Annotated in this window: 18 protein-coding genes; 11 read left to right on the top strand and 7 right to left on the bottom strand. The window is 62.5% G+C overall.

Going from position 1 to position 18,342, the window contains the following annotated elements:
* Nucleotides 1-18 precede the first annotated feature (18 nt).
* Nucleotides 19-861 carry a nucleotide exchange factor GrpE gene (locus tag PMW67_RS07745; protein ID WP_271739383.1) on the bottom strand — a complete coding sequence of 281 codons (843 nt, stop codon included), beginning with the start codon at nt 859-861 and terminating at the stop codon, nt 19-21.
* A 2-nt stretch (nt 862-863) separates the two neighbouring features.
* Nucleotides 864-2,756: a molecular chaperone DnaK gene (gene dnaK, locus PMW67_RS07740; RefSeq protein WP_271739381.1), complete on the bottom strand. Its 1,893-nt coding sequence runs from the start codon at nt 2,754-2,756 to the stop codon at nt 864-866.
* Between the two features lie 529 nt (nt 2,757-3,285).
* On the opposite strand from dnaK, the gene PMW67_RS07735 reads away from it, so the two are divergent.
* Nucleotides 3,286-3,537, top strand: coding sequence for an indolepyruvate ferredoxin oxidoreductase subunit alpha (locus tag PMW67_RS07735; protein WP_158564522.1), 252 nt, complete (start codon nt 3,286-3,288; stop codon nt 3,535-3,537).
* Between the two features lie 138 nt (nt 3,538-3,675).
* On the opposite strand, the gene PMW67_RS07730 is transcribed toward PMW67_RS07735, so the two are convergent.
* From PMW67_RS07730 to nadA, 4 genes are read right to left on the bottom strand one after another with little or no spacing between them, the layout of a single operon-like run.
* Nucleotides 3,676-4,221, bottom strand: a complete 546-nt coding sequence (locus PMW67_RS07730; protein WP_271739379.1) for a transcription repressor NadR — start codon at nt 4,219-4,221, stop codon at nt 3,676-3,678.
* Nucleotides 4,221-5,081: a carboxylating nicotinate-nucleotide diphosphorylase gene (gene nadC, locus PMW67_RS07725; RefSeq protein WP_270226355.1), complete on the bottom strand. Its 861-nt coding sequence runs from the start codon at nt 5,079-5,081 to the stop codon at nt 4,221-4,223. Before nadC ends, PMW67_RS07730 begins: the two co-directional genes overlap by 1 nt.
* Nucleotides 5,082-5,084: 3 nt before the next feature.
* A complete protein-coding gene (locus PMW67_RS07720; RefSeq protein WP_416378095.1) occupies nt 5,085-6,488 on the bottom strand; it encodes an L-aspartate oxidase in 1,404 nt (467 codons plus the stop codon).
* Between the two features lie 28 nt (nt 6,489-6,516).
* Nucleotides 6,517-7,542 carry a quinolinate synthase NadA gene (nadA, locus tag PMW67_RS07715; protein WP_271739376.1) on the bottom strand — a complete coding sequence of 342 codons (1,026 nt, stop codon included), beginning with the start codon at nt 7,540-7,542 and terminating at the stop codon, nt 6,517-6,519.
* A gap of 293 nt (nt 7,543-7,835) precedes the next feature.
* Between nadA and PMW67_RS07710 the strand changes: the two genes are divergently transcribed.
* Both PMW67_RS07710 and PMW67_RS07705 read left to right on the top strand, forming a co-directional pair.
* Complete coding sequence (locus PMW67_RS07710; protein WP_271739374.1) at nt 7,836-8,558, top strand: LytR/AlgR family response regulator transcription factor; 723 nt, start codon at nt 7,836-7,838, stop codon at nt 8,556-8,558.
* Nucleotides 8,558-9,835 (top strand): sensor histidine kinase, encoded by a 1,278-nt coding sequence (locus PMW67_RS07705; RefSeq protein ID WP_117736748.1) that lies wholly within the window; start codon nt 8,558-8,560, stop codon nt 9,833-9,835. Before PMW67_RS07710 ends, PMW67_RS07705 begins: the two co-directional genes overlap by 1 nt.
* A gap of 64 nt (nt 9,836-9,899) precedes the next feature.
* Here the strand turns inward: PMW67_RS07705 and PMW67_RS07700 are convergent, their stop codons facing one another.
* Nucleotides 9,900-10,475, bottom strand: a complete 576-nt coding sequence (locus tag PMW67_RS07700) for a hypothetical protein (protein WP_055250826.1) — start codon at nt 10,473-10,475, stop codon at nt 9,900-9,902.
* 136 nt (nt 10,476-10,611) lie between these two features.
* On the opposite strand from PMW67_RS07700, the gene trxA reads away from it, so the two are divergent.
* The 8 genes from trxA (at nt 10,612) to PMW67_RS07660 (ending at nt 17,941) form a co-directional block, all read left to right on the top strand.
* Nucleotides 10,612-10,932, top strand: a complete 321-nt coding sequence (gene trxA / locus PMW67_RS07695; RefSeq protein WP_055250861.1) for a thioredoxin — start codon at nt 10,612-10,614, stop codon at nt 10,930-10,932.
* Nucleotides 10,933-11,153: 221 nt separating this feature from the next.
* On the top strand, nt 11,154-11,402 hold the full coding sequence (locus PMW67_RS07690) for a hypothetical protein (protein WP_006235225.1): 249 nt from the start codon (nt 11,154-11,156) through the stop codon (nt 11,400-11,402).
* A gap of 1 nt (nt 11,403) precedes the next feature.
* A complete protein-coding gene (gene nikR / locus PMW67_RS07685) occupies nt 11,404-11,916 on the top strand; it encodes a nickel-responsive transcriptional regulator NikR (protein WP_118205863.1) in 513 nt (170 codons plus the stop codon).
* 42 nt (nt 11,917-11,958) lie between these two features.
* The gene (gene hypF, locus PMW67_RS07680; protein ID WP_271739370.1) at nt 11,959-14,415 is read left to right on the top strand and encodes a carbamoyltransferase HypF; all 2,457 of its coding nucleotides are present in this window, start codon (nt 11,959-11,961) and stop codon (nt 14,413-14,415) included.
* 130 nt (nt 14,416-14,545) lie between these two features.
* The gene (locus tag PMW67_RS07675) at nt 14,546-14,806 is read left to right on the top strand and encodes a HypC/HybG/HupF family hydrogenase formation chaperone (RefSeq protein WP_271739368.1); all 261 of its coding nucleotides are present in this window, start codon (nt 14,546-14,548) and stop codon (nt 14,804-14,806) included.
* Complete coding sequence (hypD, locus tag PMW67_RS07670) at nt 14,806-15,921, top strand: hydrogenase formation protein HypD (protein ID WP_271739367.1); 1,116 nt, start codon at nt 14,806-14,808, stop codon at nt 15,919-15,921. The genes PMW67_RS07675 and hypD overlap by 1 nt, the downstream gene beginning before the upstream one ends.
* A 211-nt stretch (nt 15,922-16,132) precedes the next feature.
* Complete coding sequence (gene hypE, locus PMW67_RS07665; protein ID WP_271739366.1) at nt 16,133-17,167, top strand: hydrogenase expression/formation protein HypE; 1,035 nt, start codon at nt 16,133-16,135, stop codon at nt 17,165-17,167.
* A gap of 105 nt (nt 17,168-17,272) precedes the next feature.
* On the top strand, nt 17,273-17,941 hold the full coding sequence (locus PMW67_RS07660) for an HAD family hydrolase (protein ID WP_271739365.1): 669 nt from the start codon (nt 17,273-17,275) through the stop codon (nt 17,939-17,941).
* Nucleotides 17,942-18,342 lie beyond the last annotated feature (401 nt).

Here is an 18,342-nt window from a genome sequence, read left to right as displayed (position 1 = left end):
CCCCGGGGCCCTTCTCAATTACTCCTCGGTGCTCTCGGCCGTATCGGCCGTAGCATCCTCGGGCGCCGCTTCGGGCTCCGGTGCGGGGCGCTTCTCGCCACCGTAGGTCACCGTCACCATCGCGGAGCGCAGGATGCGGTCCGCCATGCGGTAGCCCTTCTGGTACACGTCGTTGACGGTCTCGTCGTACTGCGATGCGTCCTCGACGCGACCCACAGCCTGGTGCTCGAGCGGATCGAACGCCTCGCCCTTGGGGTCGATGGGCTCAACGCCCTCGTGCGCAAACACATCGAGCAGCTTGGCATGTACCGCGTCAACGCCATCGACGAACTGCTTAAAGTCGTCGGAAAGCTCCTGGCTACGGGCATGGTCGATTGCACGCTCGATATCGTCAACCACCGGCAACAGCGCGGTGACAAGCTTCTCGGTCGCGCGCTCGCGCTCGGCGATACGCTCGTTGGCAGTGCGGCGACGGAAGTTCTCCCAGTCGGCCTGCAGACGGGCGGTACGCTCGGTGGCGTCCTTTGCCTTGTCCTCGGCGGCCTTCTGGGCCTCTGCCGCAGCATCGAGCTCGTTACGCACGTCGGCAAGCTCCTTTTGGGCCTGCTCGAACTTGAGCTTAAAGTCGTTGTCGGCGGCTTCCTCACCGGCGCGGATAGCGGCTTCCACCATCTCGTCCTCGGTCATCGTCGCCTCCTTGTTGGAATCCTCTACCTGGTTCTCGGCAGCCTCGGCGGCCGGGGCCTCGTTGGCCTCGGTATCGTCGACGGCCTCTACGGGAATCTTCACGTCCTTCTCCTCAGAGTCAACGGGGGCGGCGCCAGCGGCAGCCGCCTCCGTGCGAGCTTTACGGGCGGACATGATTACTTGTCCTCGTCGTCCACAACCTCGTAGTCGGCGTCGACCACGTCATCGTCGGCAGGCTGGGCGCCGGCGGCACCGTCGGTCTGCTGCTGAGCGTCGGCGTAGACAACCTGGGCCAGCTCGTAGGCCACGGACTGCAGGGACTCGCCAGCGGCCTTGATGGCCTCGACGTCAGAGCCCTCGAGCGCCTTCTTGGCGTCGGCGATAGCGGTCTCGGCCTTGGACTTCACATCGGCGGAAACCTTGTCGCCCAGCTCGTTGAGGGTCTGCTCGGTGGAGTAGCACAGGCTGTCGGTCTGGTTGCGGACCTCGACCTCTTCCTTCTGCTTCTTGTCCTCCTCGGCATGAGCCTCGGCGTCCTTGACCATACGATCGACTTCGTCGTCGGACAGAGCGGTGGAACCGGAAATGGTGATCTGCTGCTCCTTGCCGGTGCCCTTGTCCTTAGCGGAGACCTTGACGATGCCGTTGGCGTCGATGTCGAAGGTAACCTCGATCTGCGGCACGCCGCGGCGGGCAGCCGGGATGCCGGTCAGCTGGAACTTACCGAGCGACTTGTTGTCGCGGGCAAGCTCGCGCTCGCCCTGGAGCACGTTGATCTCGACGCTGGTCTGGTTGTCGGCAGCGGTGGAGTAGACCTCGGTCTTGGAGGTCGGGATCGTGGTGTTGCGGTCGATCATCTTGGTCATGATGCCGCCCATGGTCTCGACGCCCAGCGACAGCGGGGTAACGTCGAGCAGCAGGATGCCCTCGACGTCGCCGGTAAGCACGCCGCCCTGGACGGCAGCGCCGTCGGCAACGACCTCGTCGGGGTTCACGGACATGTTGGGCTGCTTGCCGGTCATGGTCTTGACGAGCTCCTGGACGGCGGGCATACGGGTGGAGCCGCCGACGAGGATGACCTCGGTCAGATCGGAGAGCTTGAGCTTAGCGTCGCGCAGGGCGTTGGTGACAGGCTGCTTGCAGCGCTCGAGCAGGTCGCGGGTGATCTTCTCGAACTCGGCGCGGGTCAGCGTGTAGTTGAGGTGCAGCGGGCCAGACTGGTTCATGGTGATGAACGGCAGGTTGATGGTGGACTGCTGGGCTGCGGAGAGCTCCTTCTTGGCGTTCTCGGCGGCCTCCTTCAGACGCTGCAGGGCCATGGGGTCCTGACGCAGGTCGACACCGTTCTCCTGCTGGAACTTATCGGCCATCCAATCGATGACGCGCTGATCCCAGTCGTCGCCGCCCAGGTGGTTGTCGCCCGAGGTGGACAGAACCTCAAACACGCCGTCGGCGAGGTCGAGGATGGAGACGTCGAAGGTACCGCCGCCCAGGTCGAAGACCAGGATGCGCTGGTCGGTGCCCTGCTTGTCCAGGCCATAGGCAAGAGCAGCAGCAGTCGGCTCGTTGACGATACGCTTGACGTTGAGGCCGGCGATCTTACCGGCGTCCTTGGTGGCCTGACGCTGGGCGTCGTTGAAGTAGGCCGGGACGGTGATGACGGCGTCGGTGACGGTCTCGCCCAGATACTTCTCGGCGTCAGCCTTCATCTTGGCGAGCGTCATGGCGCTCACCTGCTCGGCGGTGTAGTCCTTGCCCTCGATATCGACGACGGCACGGCCACCCTGGCCCTCCTTGACCTCATACGGCACGGTCTTGATCTCGGAGGTGCACTCGGAGTACTTGCGGCCCATGAAGCGCTTGATGGAGAACACGGTGTTCTTGGGGTTGGTGACGGCCTGGTTCTTAGCGGCCTTACCCACAACGCGGTCGCCGTCGGCGCGGAAGCCCACGACGGACGGGGTGGTGCGGTCGCCCTCGGCGTTCACGATAATGGTCGGAGAACCGCCCTCGAGAACGGCCATTGCGGAGTTAGTAGTACCAAGGTCGATACCAAGAATCTTACTCATTAGAAATTCCCTCTCTCTTTTGCGTTCGCGCCGCCTCGACGGTCTGTCGCGCGGCGCCTCGGCTTGTCTTTCAGGATGTAGTGTATCCCCTTATGGGCTGGAATATACAAAATCTAAGTCAATTCATATAAGATTTCTTATCTCTGAGAGTTTAGGTTCTCAAATGTGCAGGTAGATGCACTGTTTGAGTTCTCGGCAGATCTATTGAGATCTATGTAGAGTTGACTGAGGTTTGGGTCCGAAGGTGTCTGGGGCTGCCTTGCGGAAAGGGTATCCCGGTCTGAGCGCGAATTCTGGGACACAGTTTCCGCTGGGCGGTCCAACCGGAAACTGTATCCCGTTTTTCGGCCAAATAACGGGATGCCCTTTCCGCAGGCGCGCTCAATAGGTCAATATTACAAGTCACCTATAGCTAACATTTGCGCAGCTCAACGGCCCCACCTGCGCGTTTTTTAGTAAACCTTGGCATACTCGGCGAACGGTATGAAGATGCCGGCCAGAGGGTATTGCAAACGGTCGCTCCCGTGGTATGTTTTTGCCCGAATCAAACCGGCGCGCATCGCCTGTAGCGTCGGTCAACAGAGAGGAAACTACCATGGCTCATCCCGTAATTGATGCCGACGAGTGCATCGCTTGTGGCGTTTGCGTCGACTCCTGCCCCGCTGGCGTTCTGGAGCTCCAGGACGTCGCTACCGTCGCCGACGAGGACTCCTGCGTCGCCTGTGGCGCTTGCCAGGACGCTTGCCCCGCTGGCGCGATCACCGAGATCGTCGAGGAGTAACAACTCCCCCACTTGCACACTCAAAAGTACACCGTGCACAAAAAAGGAGGCTTCCGCATCGCCGCGGAGGCCTCCTTTTGTTTGTATAGGCAGCTAATTTGAGGCCAAATTGCCGCTTAGGGGCGTTTGCAGCGTCGGCTAAGAGAGATCATCCTCGTAGGGCATTAGATCCGCCAAGTAGCCTTTCTCTTTGAGCATGGCCTCGATCTCGTCGAGAGTTTGCTCGTCATCTGCCGCAATGCGATGGAAGTGATAGCCGCTCGTCACCGTTAGTAGTGGAAAGCTCTTGCCGCTCTCGATATCGTGCAGGTAGCGCTCAACATCGCGACGATTGCGAATGTCCAGGTCGGCCGTGATCTTACCGTACACGCGGTGATTGACGATCACGTTGAGCACGGCGCCGCCGGCGTCGACGATACTCGTGAGCTCATCGCCTGCCTGCTCCACGCTGTGGCGCACCTTAACAAGACGCGTGGGCACGGCGGGGCTGCTGGGGGCCTCCTGCAGCACGTAGCCGCGGTTGGTCGCCACGATATCGTGCCCATCGGCACGCAACAGGGCAATATCCTGAACCACGACCTGACGGCTCACGCCAACCTCGCGGGCAAGTGCGCTGCCCGAAACGGACTCCTTGGCTCCTTCGAGCACGCCCATGATGGCACGGCGACGCTCGCGGGCGTTCATTATTTACCGTCCAGCAGACGCAGGTGCTTAAGCGAGAGGTCGAGGATCGGCGCGGAGTGCGTCAGGGCGCCCGAGCTAATGTAGTCGACGCCCAGGTCGGCAAGCGCGCGGATATTGTTAGCGTCCACGTTGCCCGAGCACTCGGTCTTGGCGCGACCGGCGATAAGCTCGATGGCGGCGGCCATGTCGTCATGGGTCATGTTGTCGAACATGATAATGTCGGCACCGGCCTCCACGGCTTCGCGTACCATGTCCAGGTTCTCGCACTCAATCTCGACCGTCGTGGTAAACGACGCGTGGGCGCGCGCCATCTCGATCGCGCGCGTCACGCCACCGGCGGCATCGATGTGGTTGTCCTTGAGCATGACGGCTGTCGACAGGTTGTAGCGATGGTTGCTGCCGCCGCCGATCTCGACCGCCGCCTTCTCGAAAACGCGCATGCCCGGCGTGGTCTTGCGTGTGTCGACAAGCACGGTCTTGGTACCCTCGAGCGCCGCTGCCATTCTGTGCGTATAGGTAGCGATACCGCTCATGCGCTGCAGGTAGTTGAGCGCCACGCGCTCGCCCGAAAGCAGCACGCGCGCATCGCCGCGCACCTGGCCCACGTGGTCGCCGGCGTGCACCTCGTCACCGTCGGCAACATCAAACAGCACCGAGCTCTGCGAATCCAGCAGCTCAAAGGTGCGGGCGAACACATCCAAGCCCGCGATGATGCCATCGGCCTTGGCGATGAGCTCCACCGTGGCGGGGCGCGCCGTGGGGCACACGCTCGCCGTGCTCACGTCCTCAAACGTAATGTCCTCTCGTAGAGCCTGCAGAATCAGATCATCGACGACGAGCTTCATGGTAATGGGATTCATGGTCTACTCCTCCACGGCCTGCGTGCCGGCGGCACGGGCCAAATCATCGATTGCCAGGGAGTCGGCGCTCAGGGCGCGATGACGCCCGTCGAGCGCGGGCTCGCCCGCCCGCTCCACGGCGAGCGACTCGCCGGTGCGCATGTACCACGCGGCGCGACGACCCCAGACCAGCGCCTCGAGCAGGCTGTTTGATGCAAGGCGATTCTTGCCGTGAACGCCGTTGCAGGCCGTCTCACCGGCTGCGTAGAGCTCGGGCATCGAGGTGCGGCCGTCCTTGTCGACCCACACGCCGCCCATAAAGTAGTGCTGCGTAGGCGTAACGGGGATGGGCTCGTCCAAGATGTCGCGGCCGTCCTCCAAGCAGCGTGCGCGAATGTTGGCAAAGTGCCCGGTCACTACATCGCGCTCGACGGGGGCAAAGCTCAGCCACTCGTGCTCAGTACCGTCCTGCTTCATCTGCTCGCGAATAGCGGCGGCGACCACATCGCGCGGCTGAAGCTCGTCGGTAAAGCGCTCACCGGCGGCATTGAGCAGAATCGCGCCCTCGCCGCGGCAGCTCTCGCTGATCAGGAACGTGCGGCCTGGCTGCGGCGAGAACAGGCCCGTGGGGTGAATCTGCACGTAGTCCAGGTGCTCCATCTTAATGCCATGCTCCTGAGCGATGTAGCAGGCATCGCCCGTAAGCTGCGGATAGTTGGTCGAGTGGTCGTATACGCCGCCGATGCCGCCCGTTGCCCACAGCGTGTGACGGGCATGGATCTTAAACGGCTCGCCGGCATGCGCGCCCTCGGCGGCATTTACCAGCTCGTCGGCGGGACGAACCGAGTTGTCCTCGTCCACGGGAACGGCGACGACACCGGCACACACCGTGGCGCCGTCACGCTCGCCCGTCAGGATGTCGGTCATGGCCACGTGCTCCAAAATCTGCACGTTATCCAGTTTGCGAACGGCCTGAAGCAGCTTGGTCGTAATCTCCTTGCCCGTAATGTCGGCATGGAAGGCGATGCGCGGGCGGCTGTGCGCGCCCTCGCGGGTAAAGTCGAGGCTGCCGTCGGCCTTGCGCTCAAAGTCCACGCCCATGGCCAGCAGGTCGTTGATGACCGAGCGGCTCGAGCGGATCATGATGTCGACGCTCTCGCGGCGGTTCTCGTAATGGCCGGCGCGCATGGTGTCCTCAAAGAAGGCATCGTAGTCAGAACCCTCGGGCAGTACGCAGATGCCGCCCTGCGCGAGCATCGAGTCGCACTCGTCGACCGCGCCCTTGGAGAGCATGATCACGCACGTGCTCGTCGGCAGATTGAGAGCCGCATACAGGCCTGCCACGCCGCAACCGGCAATGACGACGTCGCACTCCATATCGGGGTATTGTTTGGTTTCCACAGGAATCCTCTCCCTTGAATGTGACATAAGGGACCGTCCCTCATGCCGCATTGTTCTAGCGCGCTGCGTACTCGAGCATGCGGTCGAGCGTGAGCTTGGCCTGATCGGCGGCCTCGTCCGACACGCCAATCTGCACCTCGCCCTCGCCCGTCTCCAGGCAGCGCACGAGCTTTTCGAGCGTGATGAGATCCATGTTGACGCAGGTGGGCTGCACCGCGGGGAAGTAGAACTTCTTGCCGGTGCCCTGGCAGCGGCGCTCGAGCTCGTAGAGCACGCCACGGACCGTCACGATAATGAACTCGCTCGCGTCGGACTCCTCGGCGTACTTGATGATGCCGGCGGTGGAGCCGATGTAGTCGGCCTCGGCCAAGACGTCGGCCTTGCACTCAGGATGCGCCAGCACGAGCGCATCGGGGTGGGCCTCCGTCGCGTCGACGATCTGCTCGACGGTGATGATGTGATGGCGCGGGCAGTAGCCGTTGTTGAGAATGACGCGCTTTTGCGGCACCTGCTCGGCTACGAAGCGGCCGAGGTTTTGGTCGGGAATGAACAGGATATGCTGCTGCGGCAGCTCGGACACGATCTTGACGGCGTTTGAGCTGGTGACGCACACGTCACTCCAGCTCTTGATCTCGACCGTGGAGTTGACGTAGCAGACCACGGCCAGGTCGTCGCCGTACTCGGCGCGCGCCGCATCGACCGTCTCGCGCTTGACCATGTGCGCCATGGGACAGTCCGCGCCCGGCTCGGGCAGCAGCACGGTCTTGGTGGGATTGAGCAGCTTGGCGCTCTCGCCCATAAACTCCACGCCGCACAGCACGATGGTCTGCTGCGGCAGGCTCTTGGCAAGCTTTGCCAGGTAGAAGCTGTCGCCGACGTAATCGGCCACAGCCTGGACCTCGGGCGCCACGTAATAGTGCGCCAGGATCACCGCGTCGCGCTGGGTTTTAAGTTGCTGAATGGCCTCGACGAGCTCTGCGGGCACCAATGCCGCGCGCTCCGTTGCCGTCGTTGCCGATGCCAGGCCGGCCGCGATATCGCGTGCAAGCTCCGACGCATCCATGTTCGCGCTCTGTGCCATCAAGGCCCCTCTCTTTTGGCGAATCTTGGGGCCTTAGTATGACACCTAGGTTTACAGCTGACAAGACAGCTGTAAACCTAGGTGTAAAGTTGAAATAAAGATTCAATCATGCGGCAGGTCCATTTTCGAACTGGCAAGCTGAGGATAGCCGAGCTCTCGATAGCGCAGGAGGCATCTTTCGCCACCGCAATTCCGCTCGGCGCGAGTTGCACGCCGTGGGGCGCAAATGGGACACGCCTCCGCGAGCGGTCCGCACCCAATGTGGCAAAATCGAACTACTAAGGGGGCTCAGAATGCTCAAGATTATTGCCTGCGACGATGACGTCGCTTTTCTAGATAGACTGCACCGGATGATCGACCGTTGGTCGATCGAGACGGGCACGGCGGTCGATGTTGCGCTCGTCACGCGCGGCGAGGACCTGCTGGCGCGCCATGCCGCGTCGCGCGCCGACATCATCCTGCTCGACATGATCATGCCGCTCGTCAACGGCATGGACACCGCACGCGAATTGCGCCAGGCCGACACCGCCGTGCGCCTGGTGTTCCTTACCTCGTCGCCCGAGTTTGCACTGGAGTCCTACGAGGTCCGCGCCTTCGACTATCTGCTCAAGCCCGTGACTTACGAACGCCTGGCGCAGTTACTCGACGAACTTTCGAGCATGCGCCCGGCGGCAACCGACGAGCTCGTGATCAAAACGTCCTTTGGCTACCACGCCCTGCGCCTGTCCGACATCGAATATGCCGAGGCGCGCAACAAGCATGTGGTCTTCCACCTGCGCGACGGACGCGATATCGAGGCACTCGAGTCGTTCCGCAGCGTCGAGAACCGTTTGGTGCAAAATGCTACCTTCTTTAAATGCCACCGTAGCTACCAGGTCAACTTGCGCAACATCGACCACTTCGATCGCACGGACATCGTCATGCGCTCCGGCGCGTGCATTCCGCTGTCGCGCAGCAGCAAGCAGGGGTTCCAAGACGCCTACTTTGCGGTGCGCTTCGAGGGCGGGAGACGCTGATGATCTCCTCGGTCGAAATGGTCCTTTGGGCAATCCACCACGCCACAACGCTACTCTTTGGCGTCTTTGCCTCGGCGGCGCTATGCGGTATCGAAATCAATCGACGCCATGCACTCGAGTTGGTGGGGGTCGGAGCCGCAACCGGCGCTGCCTTTTCGATCGCCAATGTCGTTGGCGGAGAGCTTTTTGCCCGTCAGGTCTATCCGCTCGTCGTGCACCTGCCGCTTACCGTCTACCTGTGTGCGCGCTACCGTCTGAGCCCGCTGCTCGCGGCATTGGGCGTCACCAGCGCCTATCTGAGCTGTCAGTTCAGCAACTGGATGGGCATCGCCGCCTTTGCCGCAACCGATTCGCAGATCGCGTACTATCTGGCGCGCATCGCGACCACGCTCGGCGTCTTTGCCGTCCTGCTGCATTGGGCCGGCGACATTGGACCCCGCCTGGCGATTAAAAGCCCCACCGAGCTGGGCATCCTATTAATCCTGCCGCTCGTCTATTACGTCTTTGACTATGCCACCAACGTCTACACCACGCTGTTCCACTCGGGCTCGGTGGTGACGGTTGAGCTTTTGGCATTTGCGCTCTGTGCCTTCTATCTTATGTTTCTTGCCGTTTACCTGCGCGAATACGAAGAAAAGGAAACCGCCGAGCGAGAGCGTTGGATGCTCGAAACCCGCGACAGCGCCGCCATCAAAGAGCTCGAGGCTTGGCGTCAATCTGGGCGCGAGCTGTCGATTCTTCGCCACGATATGCGCCACTTCCTACGCGGCCTGGCGGCTTTAATTGAGGAGGGCCACACCGACGAGGCGCTCAAACGCATCGACGAACTCTGCGAAGCCGGCGACCGCACCGCCGTACGCCGCTTCTGCGCCAACGAGACCGTAAACATCGCGCTTTCGTCATTCAACTCAGATATCAATAGAAACGGCATTACCGCCAACCTGCGCGCCGCCGTACCCGAAACCGTCCACGTAGGTGACGCCGACCTGTTTAGCGTGCTCTCAAATGCCTTGGAAAACGCTATCACCGCCGCAAGCGCCGCACCCCAAGGAAAGCGATTCGTCGACCTTGACCTGCGACTTGAGGACGGCCAGCTGTTGCTGTTAGTTTCCAACACGTTTGACCGCGCGCCGCGCATGGTCGACGGCATGCCCGTGACCCGGCATGCGGGCCACGGCTTTGGAACCAAGAGCATCAAACTTGCCGTGGAGCGCATGAACGGCAACTGCCAGTTCCGCATTAACGGCGATCGGTTTGAGCTGCGCGCTGTGATGTAGAAGTACGGCGCCGATCTCGCGGCGCGCCTCGCCCGCCAGGCAATCGCTCGCCGGTGCCGATCCGCTACAGTGGAGCGACCGCCGGGGTCAGCTGCTTGATGTAGGCCCACATGCGCTGCTTGGCCGCTTTGTCGGTCAGCGCCGCCTCAAAGCCATCGAGCGCGAGCACGCGGCGGCCCTGCACATGGGCGACCAGGCCGGGCTTGAGCATGGCGGTGTCGAAGTCATCAATCGCCACGAGCATATCGGCGTAGGTTTCGCGCATGACATCGGCCGCGCTGTTATCGAGCAGCAGCACCGCCTCGGGATCCAGAGCCTCAAGCGCCTCGCGGAACAGCTCGCACGGCAGAGTCTCGCCCACCGCGACCGCTCCGTCACCTGTGCCGGCGACGCTTGCCAGCACGCAAAAATCCTCGGGCGCGTAGCCGATGGCCCCAAGCGCCTTGCGCAGCGCAGCACCGTCCGGACCGGCAGCCAGCTCGCCGCCCGAACGCTCGGCCTCGTCCAAATCGCCTTTGACCAGCACGATCGGCGAGCACGCGTTACCCACGATGCGCACGCCACGGACCGCAAGCGATGTGAGCTCCTGCTCGGCCGCCTGGGCGATGGCTTCTTTTTTCTGGCTTTGTGACGTGGACATGCGCTCTCCAATCGTTTGCGTGCCCACCATTATATAAAAGAGCTGCCCGCGAGTGGTTGCTTTGCGGGCGGCTGGGTATAAGCACGGTCGTACTGAGTTTTACGCGGCCGAGCCTCGTCGTATTATGGAGGTCACCATGGCTGACATTAAGCAGATTACCCCCGAGAACTTCGATTCCATCGTTAACGACAGCCTGCCCGTGCTGGTCGATTTTTGGGCGCCCTGGTGCGGGCCCTGCCGATCGCTCTCGCCCATCGTGGACGAGGTAGCCGATGAGCTGGCGGGCAAGCTTGCCGTTGCCAAATGCAACGTCGACGACAACCAGGACCTGGCCATGAAGTATGGCGTCATGAGCATCCCCACGCTGATTGTGTTTAAGAACGGCGAGGAGATTGACCGCTCGGTTGGCGCTCTGCCCAAGGCGAGGCTGCAGGCGCTGCTGGAGAAGCATCTGTAATACGCTTGTTACTTGCCCGCCGTCCATGAGCGGTTTTGCACCGCTCGCCGGACTGCCGGGTGCGGCGCGTGCGACCATGGATAGTATGGTAGTTACAAACAGCCCCCAGTGAACGGGTGCGAGTCGCACAGACTCGCACCCGTTTTCTTATGCAGCGGCGCGCAGAGCGGGCGTAGTAAAATCTGAATCACTGGATTACCGTCCACACAAGGAGATTTCCCATGCATGATGTTGGAATGAACATGAGCCAGCTTGCCATGAGCGTCAAGCAGGTCGACGACACCATCGAGCTCGCTCACGAGTGGAGCCATCAGTTGCTGCATGCGACCGAGAATTTTGACATGGAGCGCATCGGCGCCAAGCTCGAGGCAGCCATGGCCGCGCTGCACGAGGCCCACGACGCACTCGAGGGCTACGAAGAGGCCATCGAGGCCGACCACAACTCCGTCGGCTCCGTGAAGCTGGTGTAACGTGGCCGAACACGAGCACGGCTGCGGGTACGAGCACGAGCATCCGCACGGGGCGGACGGTGACGCAGGCTGCCACTGTAGTGGCTCCGGCTCCGAGCTGGTCCGCTTTTCGGTTACCGCACCGGACGACCTGCTGCGCCGTTTTGACGAACAGATCGCGCGCCGCGGCGACGTGGCCAACCGCTCCGAGGCCGTGCGCGACCTGATTCGCGCCTCGATCGCCAAGGAGCAGATGCGCACGCCCGATGAGCATGTTATCGGGTCGCTCACCATGATCTACGACCACCATACCGGCGACCTGACGCGCCGTCTGGACGAAGTGCAGCACGACTACACCGACGAAATCGTATCGACCATGCACGTGCATCTGGATCACCACAACTGCTTAGAGATTCTGGCGCTCAAGGGTCGCGGCGAGCGCGTCTACGAGCTGGCCGACCGTCTGCTGGGCCTGCGCGGCGTTAAGCACGGCGAGCTCACGTGCGCCGCCACCAAGCAGAGCCTGGGACTGTAGCGCACCTGTCCCTATTTGGTCGGTTTTGATGAGGGGTGTCGCATGCGACATGTGCATATTCATGTAACGGGCATTGTGCAGGGCGTTGGCATGCGGCCGTTTGTGTATCGCGAGGCCATGGCGCATGGCATTTGCGGATGGGTGCTCAACGCGGGCGACGGCGTGCATATCGAGGCGCACGCTCCGGCCGATGCGCTCGATGCTTTTGTTGCCGCGCTTTCTGAGCATGCGCCTGCGGCAGCCCGCGTAGAGTATGTCGAGGTTGTGGACCTGGCAGCCCACGGTTGGGATACCGCCAATGAACAGGGTTTTCGCATCGTAGCATCGCAGGACCAGACCGCGCACACGACGCTCGTCTCGCCCGATATCGCCACCTGCGATGATTGTCTGCGCGAGTTGTTCGACCCCGCCGATCGGCGCTATCACTACCCTTTTATCAACTGTACCAACTGCGGACCGCGCTTTACCATCATCCGGTCGCTGCCTTATGACCGAGCGGCCACGTCGATGAATTGTTTTCCTATGTGTCCTGAGTGTGCCGCGGAGTATGCCGACCCACTCGACCGGCGTTTTCACGCGCAGCCCGATGCCTGCTTTGATTGCGGGCCGCATATCATGTGGCGCGAAGCGAGCGTGGGCGATGAGCCGGGCGAAGCCGCCGCGTTGCCGGCCGTCGGCACCACGCGCGAGACCAGCGACGCCATTATCGACCGCTGTGTTGAGCTGCTGGCCGGTGGCGGTATCGTCGCCATCAAGGGTCTGGGCGGATTTCACTTGGCATGCGACGCTTCCAACGAGCAGGCGGTAGCCGAGCTTCGCCGCCGCAAACGCCGCAGCAACAAACCGCTTGCCGTTATGGTACGCGACCTTGCCGACGCTGAACGCCTGTGCCATGTCAACGACGTTGCACGCGGCTTGCTGGCCGGCAGCATTCGCCCCATTGTGCTGCTGCGCCGACGTGCTGCTTGCGAGAGCGGCGGCTCCCCCGACGCCCTCGCGCTCGCGCCGTCCGTCGCGCACGACCTTCCAGAGCTCGGTATTATGCTCCCCTACACCCCGCTTCAGCATCTGTTGCTTGCCGCGGCAGAAGCCCGCGGTATGCACGCGCTCGTCATGACCAGCGGAAACCTGAGCGAAGAGCCCATCGAGACCGATGACGATCTTGCCTGGGAGCGCCTCGTTGCCGCCGGCATTGCCGACGCGCTGCTCGGCAACGACCGCGCGATTCTCTCGCGCTACGACGACTCCGTGGTGCGCGTGGTCGACGGCGCCGTTATGCCTGTGCGTCGCGCGCGCGGATATGCGCCGCAGCCGTTAGCGCTGCCGGCGCTCGACGGCACTGCACCCTGCGTGCTCGCCTGCGGGCCGCAGCAAAAAGCTACGATCGCGCTCACGCGCGAGGACGCCGACGGCCATGTGGCCTGTTTTGTGTCGCAGCATATCGGCGATGTCGAAAACGGCGAGACCTTCGATGCCTGGAACGCCGCGCGCACGCGCTTGGAAAACCTCTTTGACCTGGCGCCTGCCGCCTTGGCATGTGACATGCATCCCAGCTATCTGTCGAGCCAGTGGGCGCGTGAACTGGCACGGAAGCACAATCTGCCGCTTATCGAAGTCCAACATCATCATGCGCATATCGCGAGCGTGATGGCCGAGGCCATCGCCGCGGGCCAGCTTACAACCGACGCGCGTGTCCTTGGCATCGCCTTTGACGGCACCGGCGCCGGCACCGATGGGACCATTTGGGGCGGCGAGTTTCTTGTTGCCGGCCTTGCCGATTTTGAACGCGCCGCGCACCTGCGCACCTGGGCGCTCCCCGGCGGGGCGGCCTCCGTGCGCGACGCCCGCCGCAATGCCTTTGCCCTGCTGAGCGAGCTCGGCCTGCTCGAGCACCCGGGTGCCGCGGGGCTATTGGGCGCCCTCGACGAGCAAACGCGCAGCGTGACAGCCACCATGATCGAGCGCGGCATCAACAGCCCGCGTACCAGCAGCATGGGGCGTCTCTTTGATGCCGCGGCGGCAATTCTGGGCATCTGCGACAAGGCAACCTACGAGGGCGAGCCCGCCATCGAACTCGAAGCCGCCGCCTGGCGCGCGCTCGGCGGTAAGACCGTTCGTCTCGACGGCAATCATGCAGGCGTATTCACGTCTGCCGACGACTCCCCCATCTTGGACCCCCAACCGCTCATCGAATCTCTTCTGAATGGAATTGAGGCAGGCACGCCGGCCGACAGGCTCGCCCTCGAGTTTCACATCGCCATTACGCACGCTACGACCCACATCGCGTGCGAGATCTGCAATCGCGAAAACCTCGATACCGTCGCGCTCTCGGGCGGTGTGTTCATGAACCGGCTTTTGCTTCAGCTCCTTACCCACGAACTCAAAGACGCCGGTCTTGCCGTCTTGGTCCCCCATACTGTGCCCGTCAACGACGGCTGCATCGCCTACGGTCAGGCCGCCATCGCTCGCGCTCGCCTCGCGCAGACAGCATCGCGATAGGCGTTTTGCCAGCCTGCGCGCCGCCGTCTCACAGGTGTAACGCGTTTGCTCGTGACTCCCGCGAGCGCTACCATCAACTGATGGGTAATTAGGCGCCTATCCAGCGCAAAACGTATAAAAGGGGAACATTATGTGCCTTGCCGTTCCCGGTAAAGTGGTCAAACGCGACGACGACCTTAAGGCGACCGTCGACATGATGGGCATCGAGCGCCCCGTTTCGCTGCGCCTCGTGCCGACGGCACAGGTAGGCGACTATATTCTCGTGCACGCCGGCTTTGGCATCCAGATTGTCGATAAGCAGGAAGCGCAAGAGACGCTCGAGCTGGTCAACGCCATGACCGAACTGGTCGAAGAAGACCAGCTCGCCACCAATCCGGCCGAGGCATACTAGTGGCGGCCGGACAGCCGGCTCGCTCCGGTATCGACTTCTCGGCATTCCGCGATCCCAAGCTGGCTCGCGAGCTCATCGAGCGCATCCGTGAACTCGTCGGCAACCGCAGCATCAACCTTATGGAAGTCTGCGGTACGCATACCGTGAGCATCGGTCGCTATGGCTTTCGCTCCATTATGCCTGCCGGGCTCAAACTGCTGAGCGGTCCGGGTTGCCCCGTCTGTGTTACCGCCAACCGCGATATCGACCATGCAATCGCGCTCGCCAAGATGGACGGCGCCATCATCGCCACCTTTGGCGACATGATGCGCGTGCCCGGGTCGTCTACCTCGCTCGCCGCGCAAAAGTCGGCGGGGCGCGATATTCGCATTGTGTACTCCCCGCTCGATGCACTCGATATCGCCGAACACAACCCCGATCGCCCGGTCATCTTTATGGGCGTCGGCTTTGAGACCACGACGCCCACCATCGCCGCCGCCATTTTGGAGGCCGATGCACACGGACTCCAGAACTTCTCGGTCTATTGCGCCCACAAGACCACGCCGCCGGCGCTGCGCGCCATCGCCAACGATCCCGAGACCACTATCGACGGCTTTATCCTTCCGGGACACGTCGCCACCATCACGGGCTTAGCCCCCTTTGACTTTTTGGTCGATGAGTTCGAGACCCCAGGCGTAGTCACCGGATTTGAGCCGGTCGATATTCTGCAGGGCATCTGCATGCTGGTCCAGATGGTTGTTGAGGGGCAGCCCGCAATCGACAACGCCTACCGCCGTGGCGTCAACGCAGACGGCAACCCCGTGGCGCGCCAGCTGGTCGAGCAGGTGTTTGAGCCATGCGACACCACGTGGCGCGGGCTGGGGTCGATTGCCAACTCGGGCCTTTCCATCCGCCCCGAGTTCTCGCGCTTTGATGCCCGCACTCGCTTTGACGTGCCCGTTGAGACGACGGTCGAGCCGCGTGGGTGCCGCTGCGGCGAAGTGCTGCGCGGGGCCATTACGCCGAGCGACTGCCCTCTGTTCGGCCGCGCTTGTACACCCGAGCATCCCATCGGCCCCTGCATGGTGAGTTCCGAGGGCAGCTGTGCAGCATATTTCCGCTACCGAGGCTGTTAGGTTCCTCCGTTCTAACGAACGGCGGACCGGTCGACGCTGCGCGCCATTCAGGCGAGCGATTTGCCTTTCAATCGTCGGCTGCGGGCAAAAGCCCAGCAGCCTCCTCTTTCAAGGCAACTCACTTCGCCTGAATGGCGCTCGCTGACTTTTACTTAACATCGATTCTGCCACACTCAGCTATTGCCGACCCCCCACGATTGGAGTTTTCGATATGTCCCGTACTGCCACCGATAGCACTGTCCTGCTGGGCCACGGCTCCGGCGGCCAGATGATGAAGCGCATTATTGATGAGGTCTTTCTGGATGCCTTTGGGTCGCCCGAGCTGCTTGCGGGCAACGATGCCGGTGTCGCCGCGCTGCCCGCAAGCGGGCGAATCGCCATGTCGACCGACAGCTTTGTGGTAACGCCGCAGTTCTTCCCCGGCGGCAATATCGGCCGCCTCGCCGTATGCGGAACCGTCAACGACGTCGCGACTTCGGGCGCTAACGTGCGCTACCTCTCATGCGGCTTTATCCTCGAAGAGGGCTATCCCATGGACAAGCTGCGCCAGATTGTGCAGACCATGGCCGAAACGGCACATGAGGCAGGTGTGAAGATTATCACCGGCGACACCAAGGTGGTCGAGCGTGGCGGTGCCGACGGCATCTACATCAATACCGCCGGCGTGGGCGAGGTGCCCGCAGGCGCGACGCTCAGCGGTGCAAACTGCCGGCCCGGCGACGCCATCCTGGTGTCGGGTACGTTAGGCGACCACGGCATCGCCATCATGAGCCAGCGCGAGGGCCTTGCGTTTTCGAGCACCATCGAAAGCGACGCTGCGCCGCTCAATCACCTGATTGCCGACGTGCTCGCCGCCGCCCCCGACACCCGCTGCTTCCGCGACCCCACGCGCGGCGGCCTAGCATCCACGCTCAACGAGTTTGCCCAGGCCAGCGGCGTTGCCATGGAGATCGACGAGGACGCCGTGCCCGTGCGCCCCGACGTGCAGGCGGCATGTGAGATGCTCGGCTACGATGTGTTGCAGGTAGCAAACGAGGGCAAGATGGTTGCCGTGGTGCCGGCCGAGCAGGCCGATGCCGCACTGGCAGCCATGCGCGCCGCGCGCTACGGCGAAAACGCCGCGATTATCGGTCGCGTGCTGCCGCTTGCCGAGGACACCCGCCCCGCCGTACGCGTGCGCACCGGCTGGGGCTCGACCCGCATCCTCGACATGCTCGTGGGAGAGCAGCTGCCGAGGATTTGCTAACGACAAAGGCTCAGGGCTATTAAAGATATTCAGATTCCAAACACGCCCGGCACGCATGCCCAGTATCATGGGGTGCGTTTTACAACTCAAGCGGCAGGAGCACCCATGGCAGCAGCTTTTTCCCATGTGATCTTTGACCTGGACGGCACCATTCTCAACACGCTCGAGGACCTGGCGGCCGCCGGCAACCATACCTGCGAGATGCACGGCTGGCCCACGTTTGCCGTAGACGAGTACCGCTACAAGGTGGGAAACGGCATGCTCAAGCTGGTCGAGCGCTTTATGCCCGCCGAGTATGCGGGCGACGGCCGTATGTTTGAGCAGACGCTTGCCGAGTTTAGGGCTTATTACGGCGAGCACAAGGAAGACCACACTGCACCGTACGCCGGCACGATCGAGATGCTCGACCGCCTGCGCGCCGCGGGCGTGCAGCTTGCCGTACTCACCAACAAGGACCATGTCTCGGCCGCTCCGCTTATCGAAAAATACTTTGGTTCCGAGCGCTTTGCACTGGTGCAGGGTCGCGTCGATGCGTTTCCTCCCAAGCCCGAGGCGCCTGTTACGCTGCATGTGATGAAAGAGCTAGGCGCCGACCCGGCAACCACACTCTATGTGGGCGATTCCAATGTCGATGTTTTGACCGGCCACAACGCTGGCCTTAAGAGTGCGGGCGTCAGCTGGGGCTTCCGCGGCCGCGCAGAGCTGGAAGCTGCCGGCGCCGACTACGTGGTGGACACCCAGGAAGAGCTCGCGTCGCTGATTCTGGGCGAGTAGCGGGGCTGTCGCTCAACACGGCTGCATAGATTCTGTCGCGCGGAAAGCGCATCCCGTTTTGCCGCCTCAGAATGGGATGCGCTTTCCGGTTGAGCCTTGTCGGGGAAACGGCATCCCGTTTCAGAGCAATATTCCGGGTCGCACTTTCCGCAACCCACCCCATCCGGAAACCGCGACCCGCTATTCGGCCAAATACCGGCTCGTATTTTCCCGAGCATTCGATGCAACGCTGGCGCAAGGAGTGTCCCCAACTGCCGGCAGAAAAGGAACGTCCCCAAGTGCCGCCCCAATGACTACCATGGCAACGCCGCAGGTAGAGGACGGACAGACACTATGACCCAATCCAGGGGCACGGAAACGACAGGAGCCCCCGCTCGTGACCGCGGGTCGGGGCTGCGACA

Origin of the sequence: Collinsella aerofaciens (genome assembly GCF_028209395.1) — a bacterium.
Taxonomy (GTDB): Bacteria; Actinomycetota; Coriobacteriia; order Coriobacteriales; family Coriobacteriaceae; genus Collinsella; species Collinsella aerofaciens_AZ.
This window is presented reverse-complemented; position numbering and strand designations above follow the sequence as displayed.

Bases quoted from the DNA above. Each gene is read 5' to 3' on its own strand.
- PMW67_RS07745 (WP_271739383.1), bottom strand. From the start codon at position 861: ATGTCCGCCCGTAAAGCTCGCACGGAGGCGGCTGCCGCTGGCGCCGCC.
- dnaK (WP_271739381.1), bottom strand. From the start codon at position 2,756: ATGAGTAAGATTCTTGGTATCGACCTTGGTACTACTAACTCCGCAATG.
- PMW67_RS07735 (WP_158564522.1), top strand. From the start codon at position 3,286: ATGTTTTTGCCCGAATCAAACCGGCGCGCATCGCCTGTAGCGTCGGTC.
- PMW67_RS07730 (WP_271739379.1), bottom strand. From the start codon at position 4,221: ATGAACGCCCGCGAGCGTCGCCGTGCCATCATGGGCGTGCTCGAAGGA.
- nadC (WP_270226355.1), bottom strand. From the start codon at position 5,081: ATGAATCCCATTACCATGAAGCTCGTCGTCGATGATCTGATTCTGCAG.
- PMW67_RS07720 (WP_416378095.1), bottom strand. From the start codon at position 6,488: ATGTCACATTCAAGGGAGAGGATTCCTGTGGAAACCAAACAATACCCC.
- nadA (WP_271739376.1), bottom strand. From the start codon at position 7,542: ATGGCACAGAGCGCGAACATGGATGCGTCGGAGCTTGCACGCGATATC.
- PMW67_RS07710 (WP_271739374.1), top strand. From the start codon at position 7,836: ATGCTCAAGATTATTGCCTGCGACGATGACGTCGCTTTTCTAGATAGA.
- PMW67_RS07705 (WP_117736748.1), top strand. From the start codon at position 8,558: ATGATCTCCTCGGTCGAAATGGTCCTTTGGGCAATCCACCACGCCACA.
- PMW67_RS07700 (WP_055250826.1), bottom strand. From the start codon at position 10,475: ATGTCCACGTCACAAAGCCAGAAAAAAGAAGCCATCGCCCAGGCGGCC.
- trxA (WP_055250861.1), top strand. From the start codon at position 10,612: ATGGCTGACATTAAGCAGATTACCCCCGAGAACTTCGATTCCATCGTT.
- PMW67_RS07690 (WP_006235225.1), top strand. From the start codon at position 11,154: ATGCATGATGTTGGAATGAACATGAGCCAGCTTGCCATGAGCGTCAAG.
- hypF (WP_271739370.1), top strand. From the start codon at position 11,959: ATGCGACATGTGCATATTCATGTAACGGGCATTGTGCAGGGCGTTGGC.
- PMW67_RS07675 (WP_271739368.1), top strand. From the start codon at position 14,546: ATGTGCCTTGCCGTTCCCGGTAAAGTGGTCAAACGCGACGACGACCTT.
- hypE (WP_271739366.1), top strand. From the start codon at position 16,133: ATGTCCCGTACTGCCACCGATAGCACTGTCCTGCTGGGCCACGGCTCC.
- PMW67_RS07660 (WP_271739365.1), top strand. From the start codon at position 17,273: ATGGCAGCAGCTTTTTCCCATGTGATCTTTGACCTGGACGGCACCATT.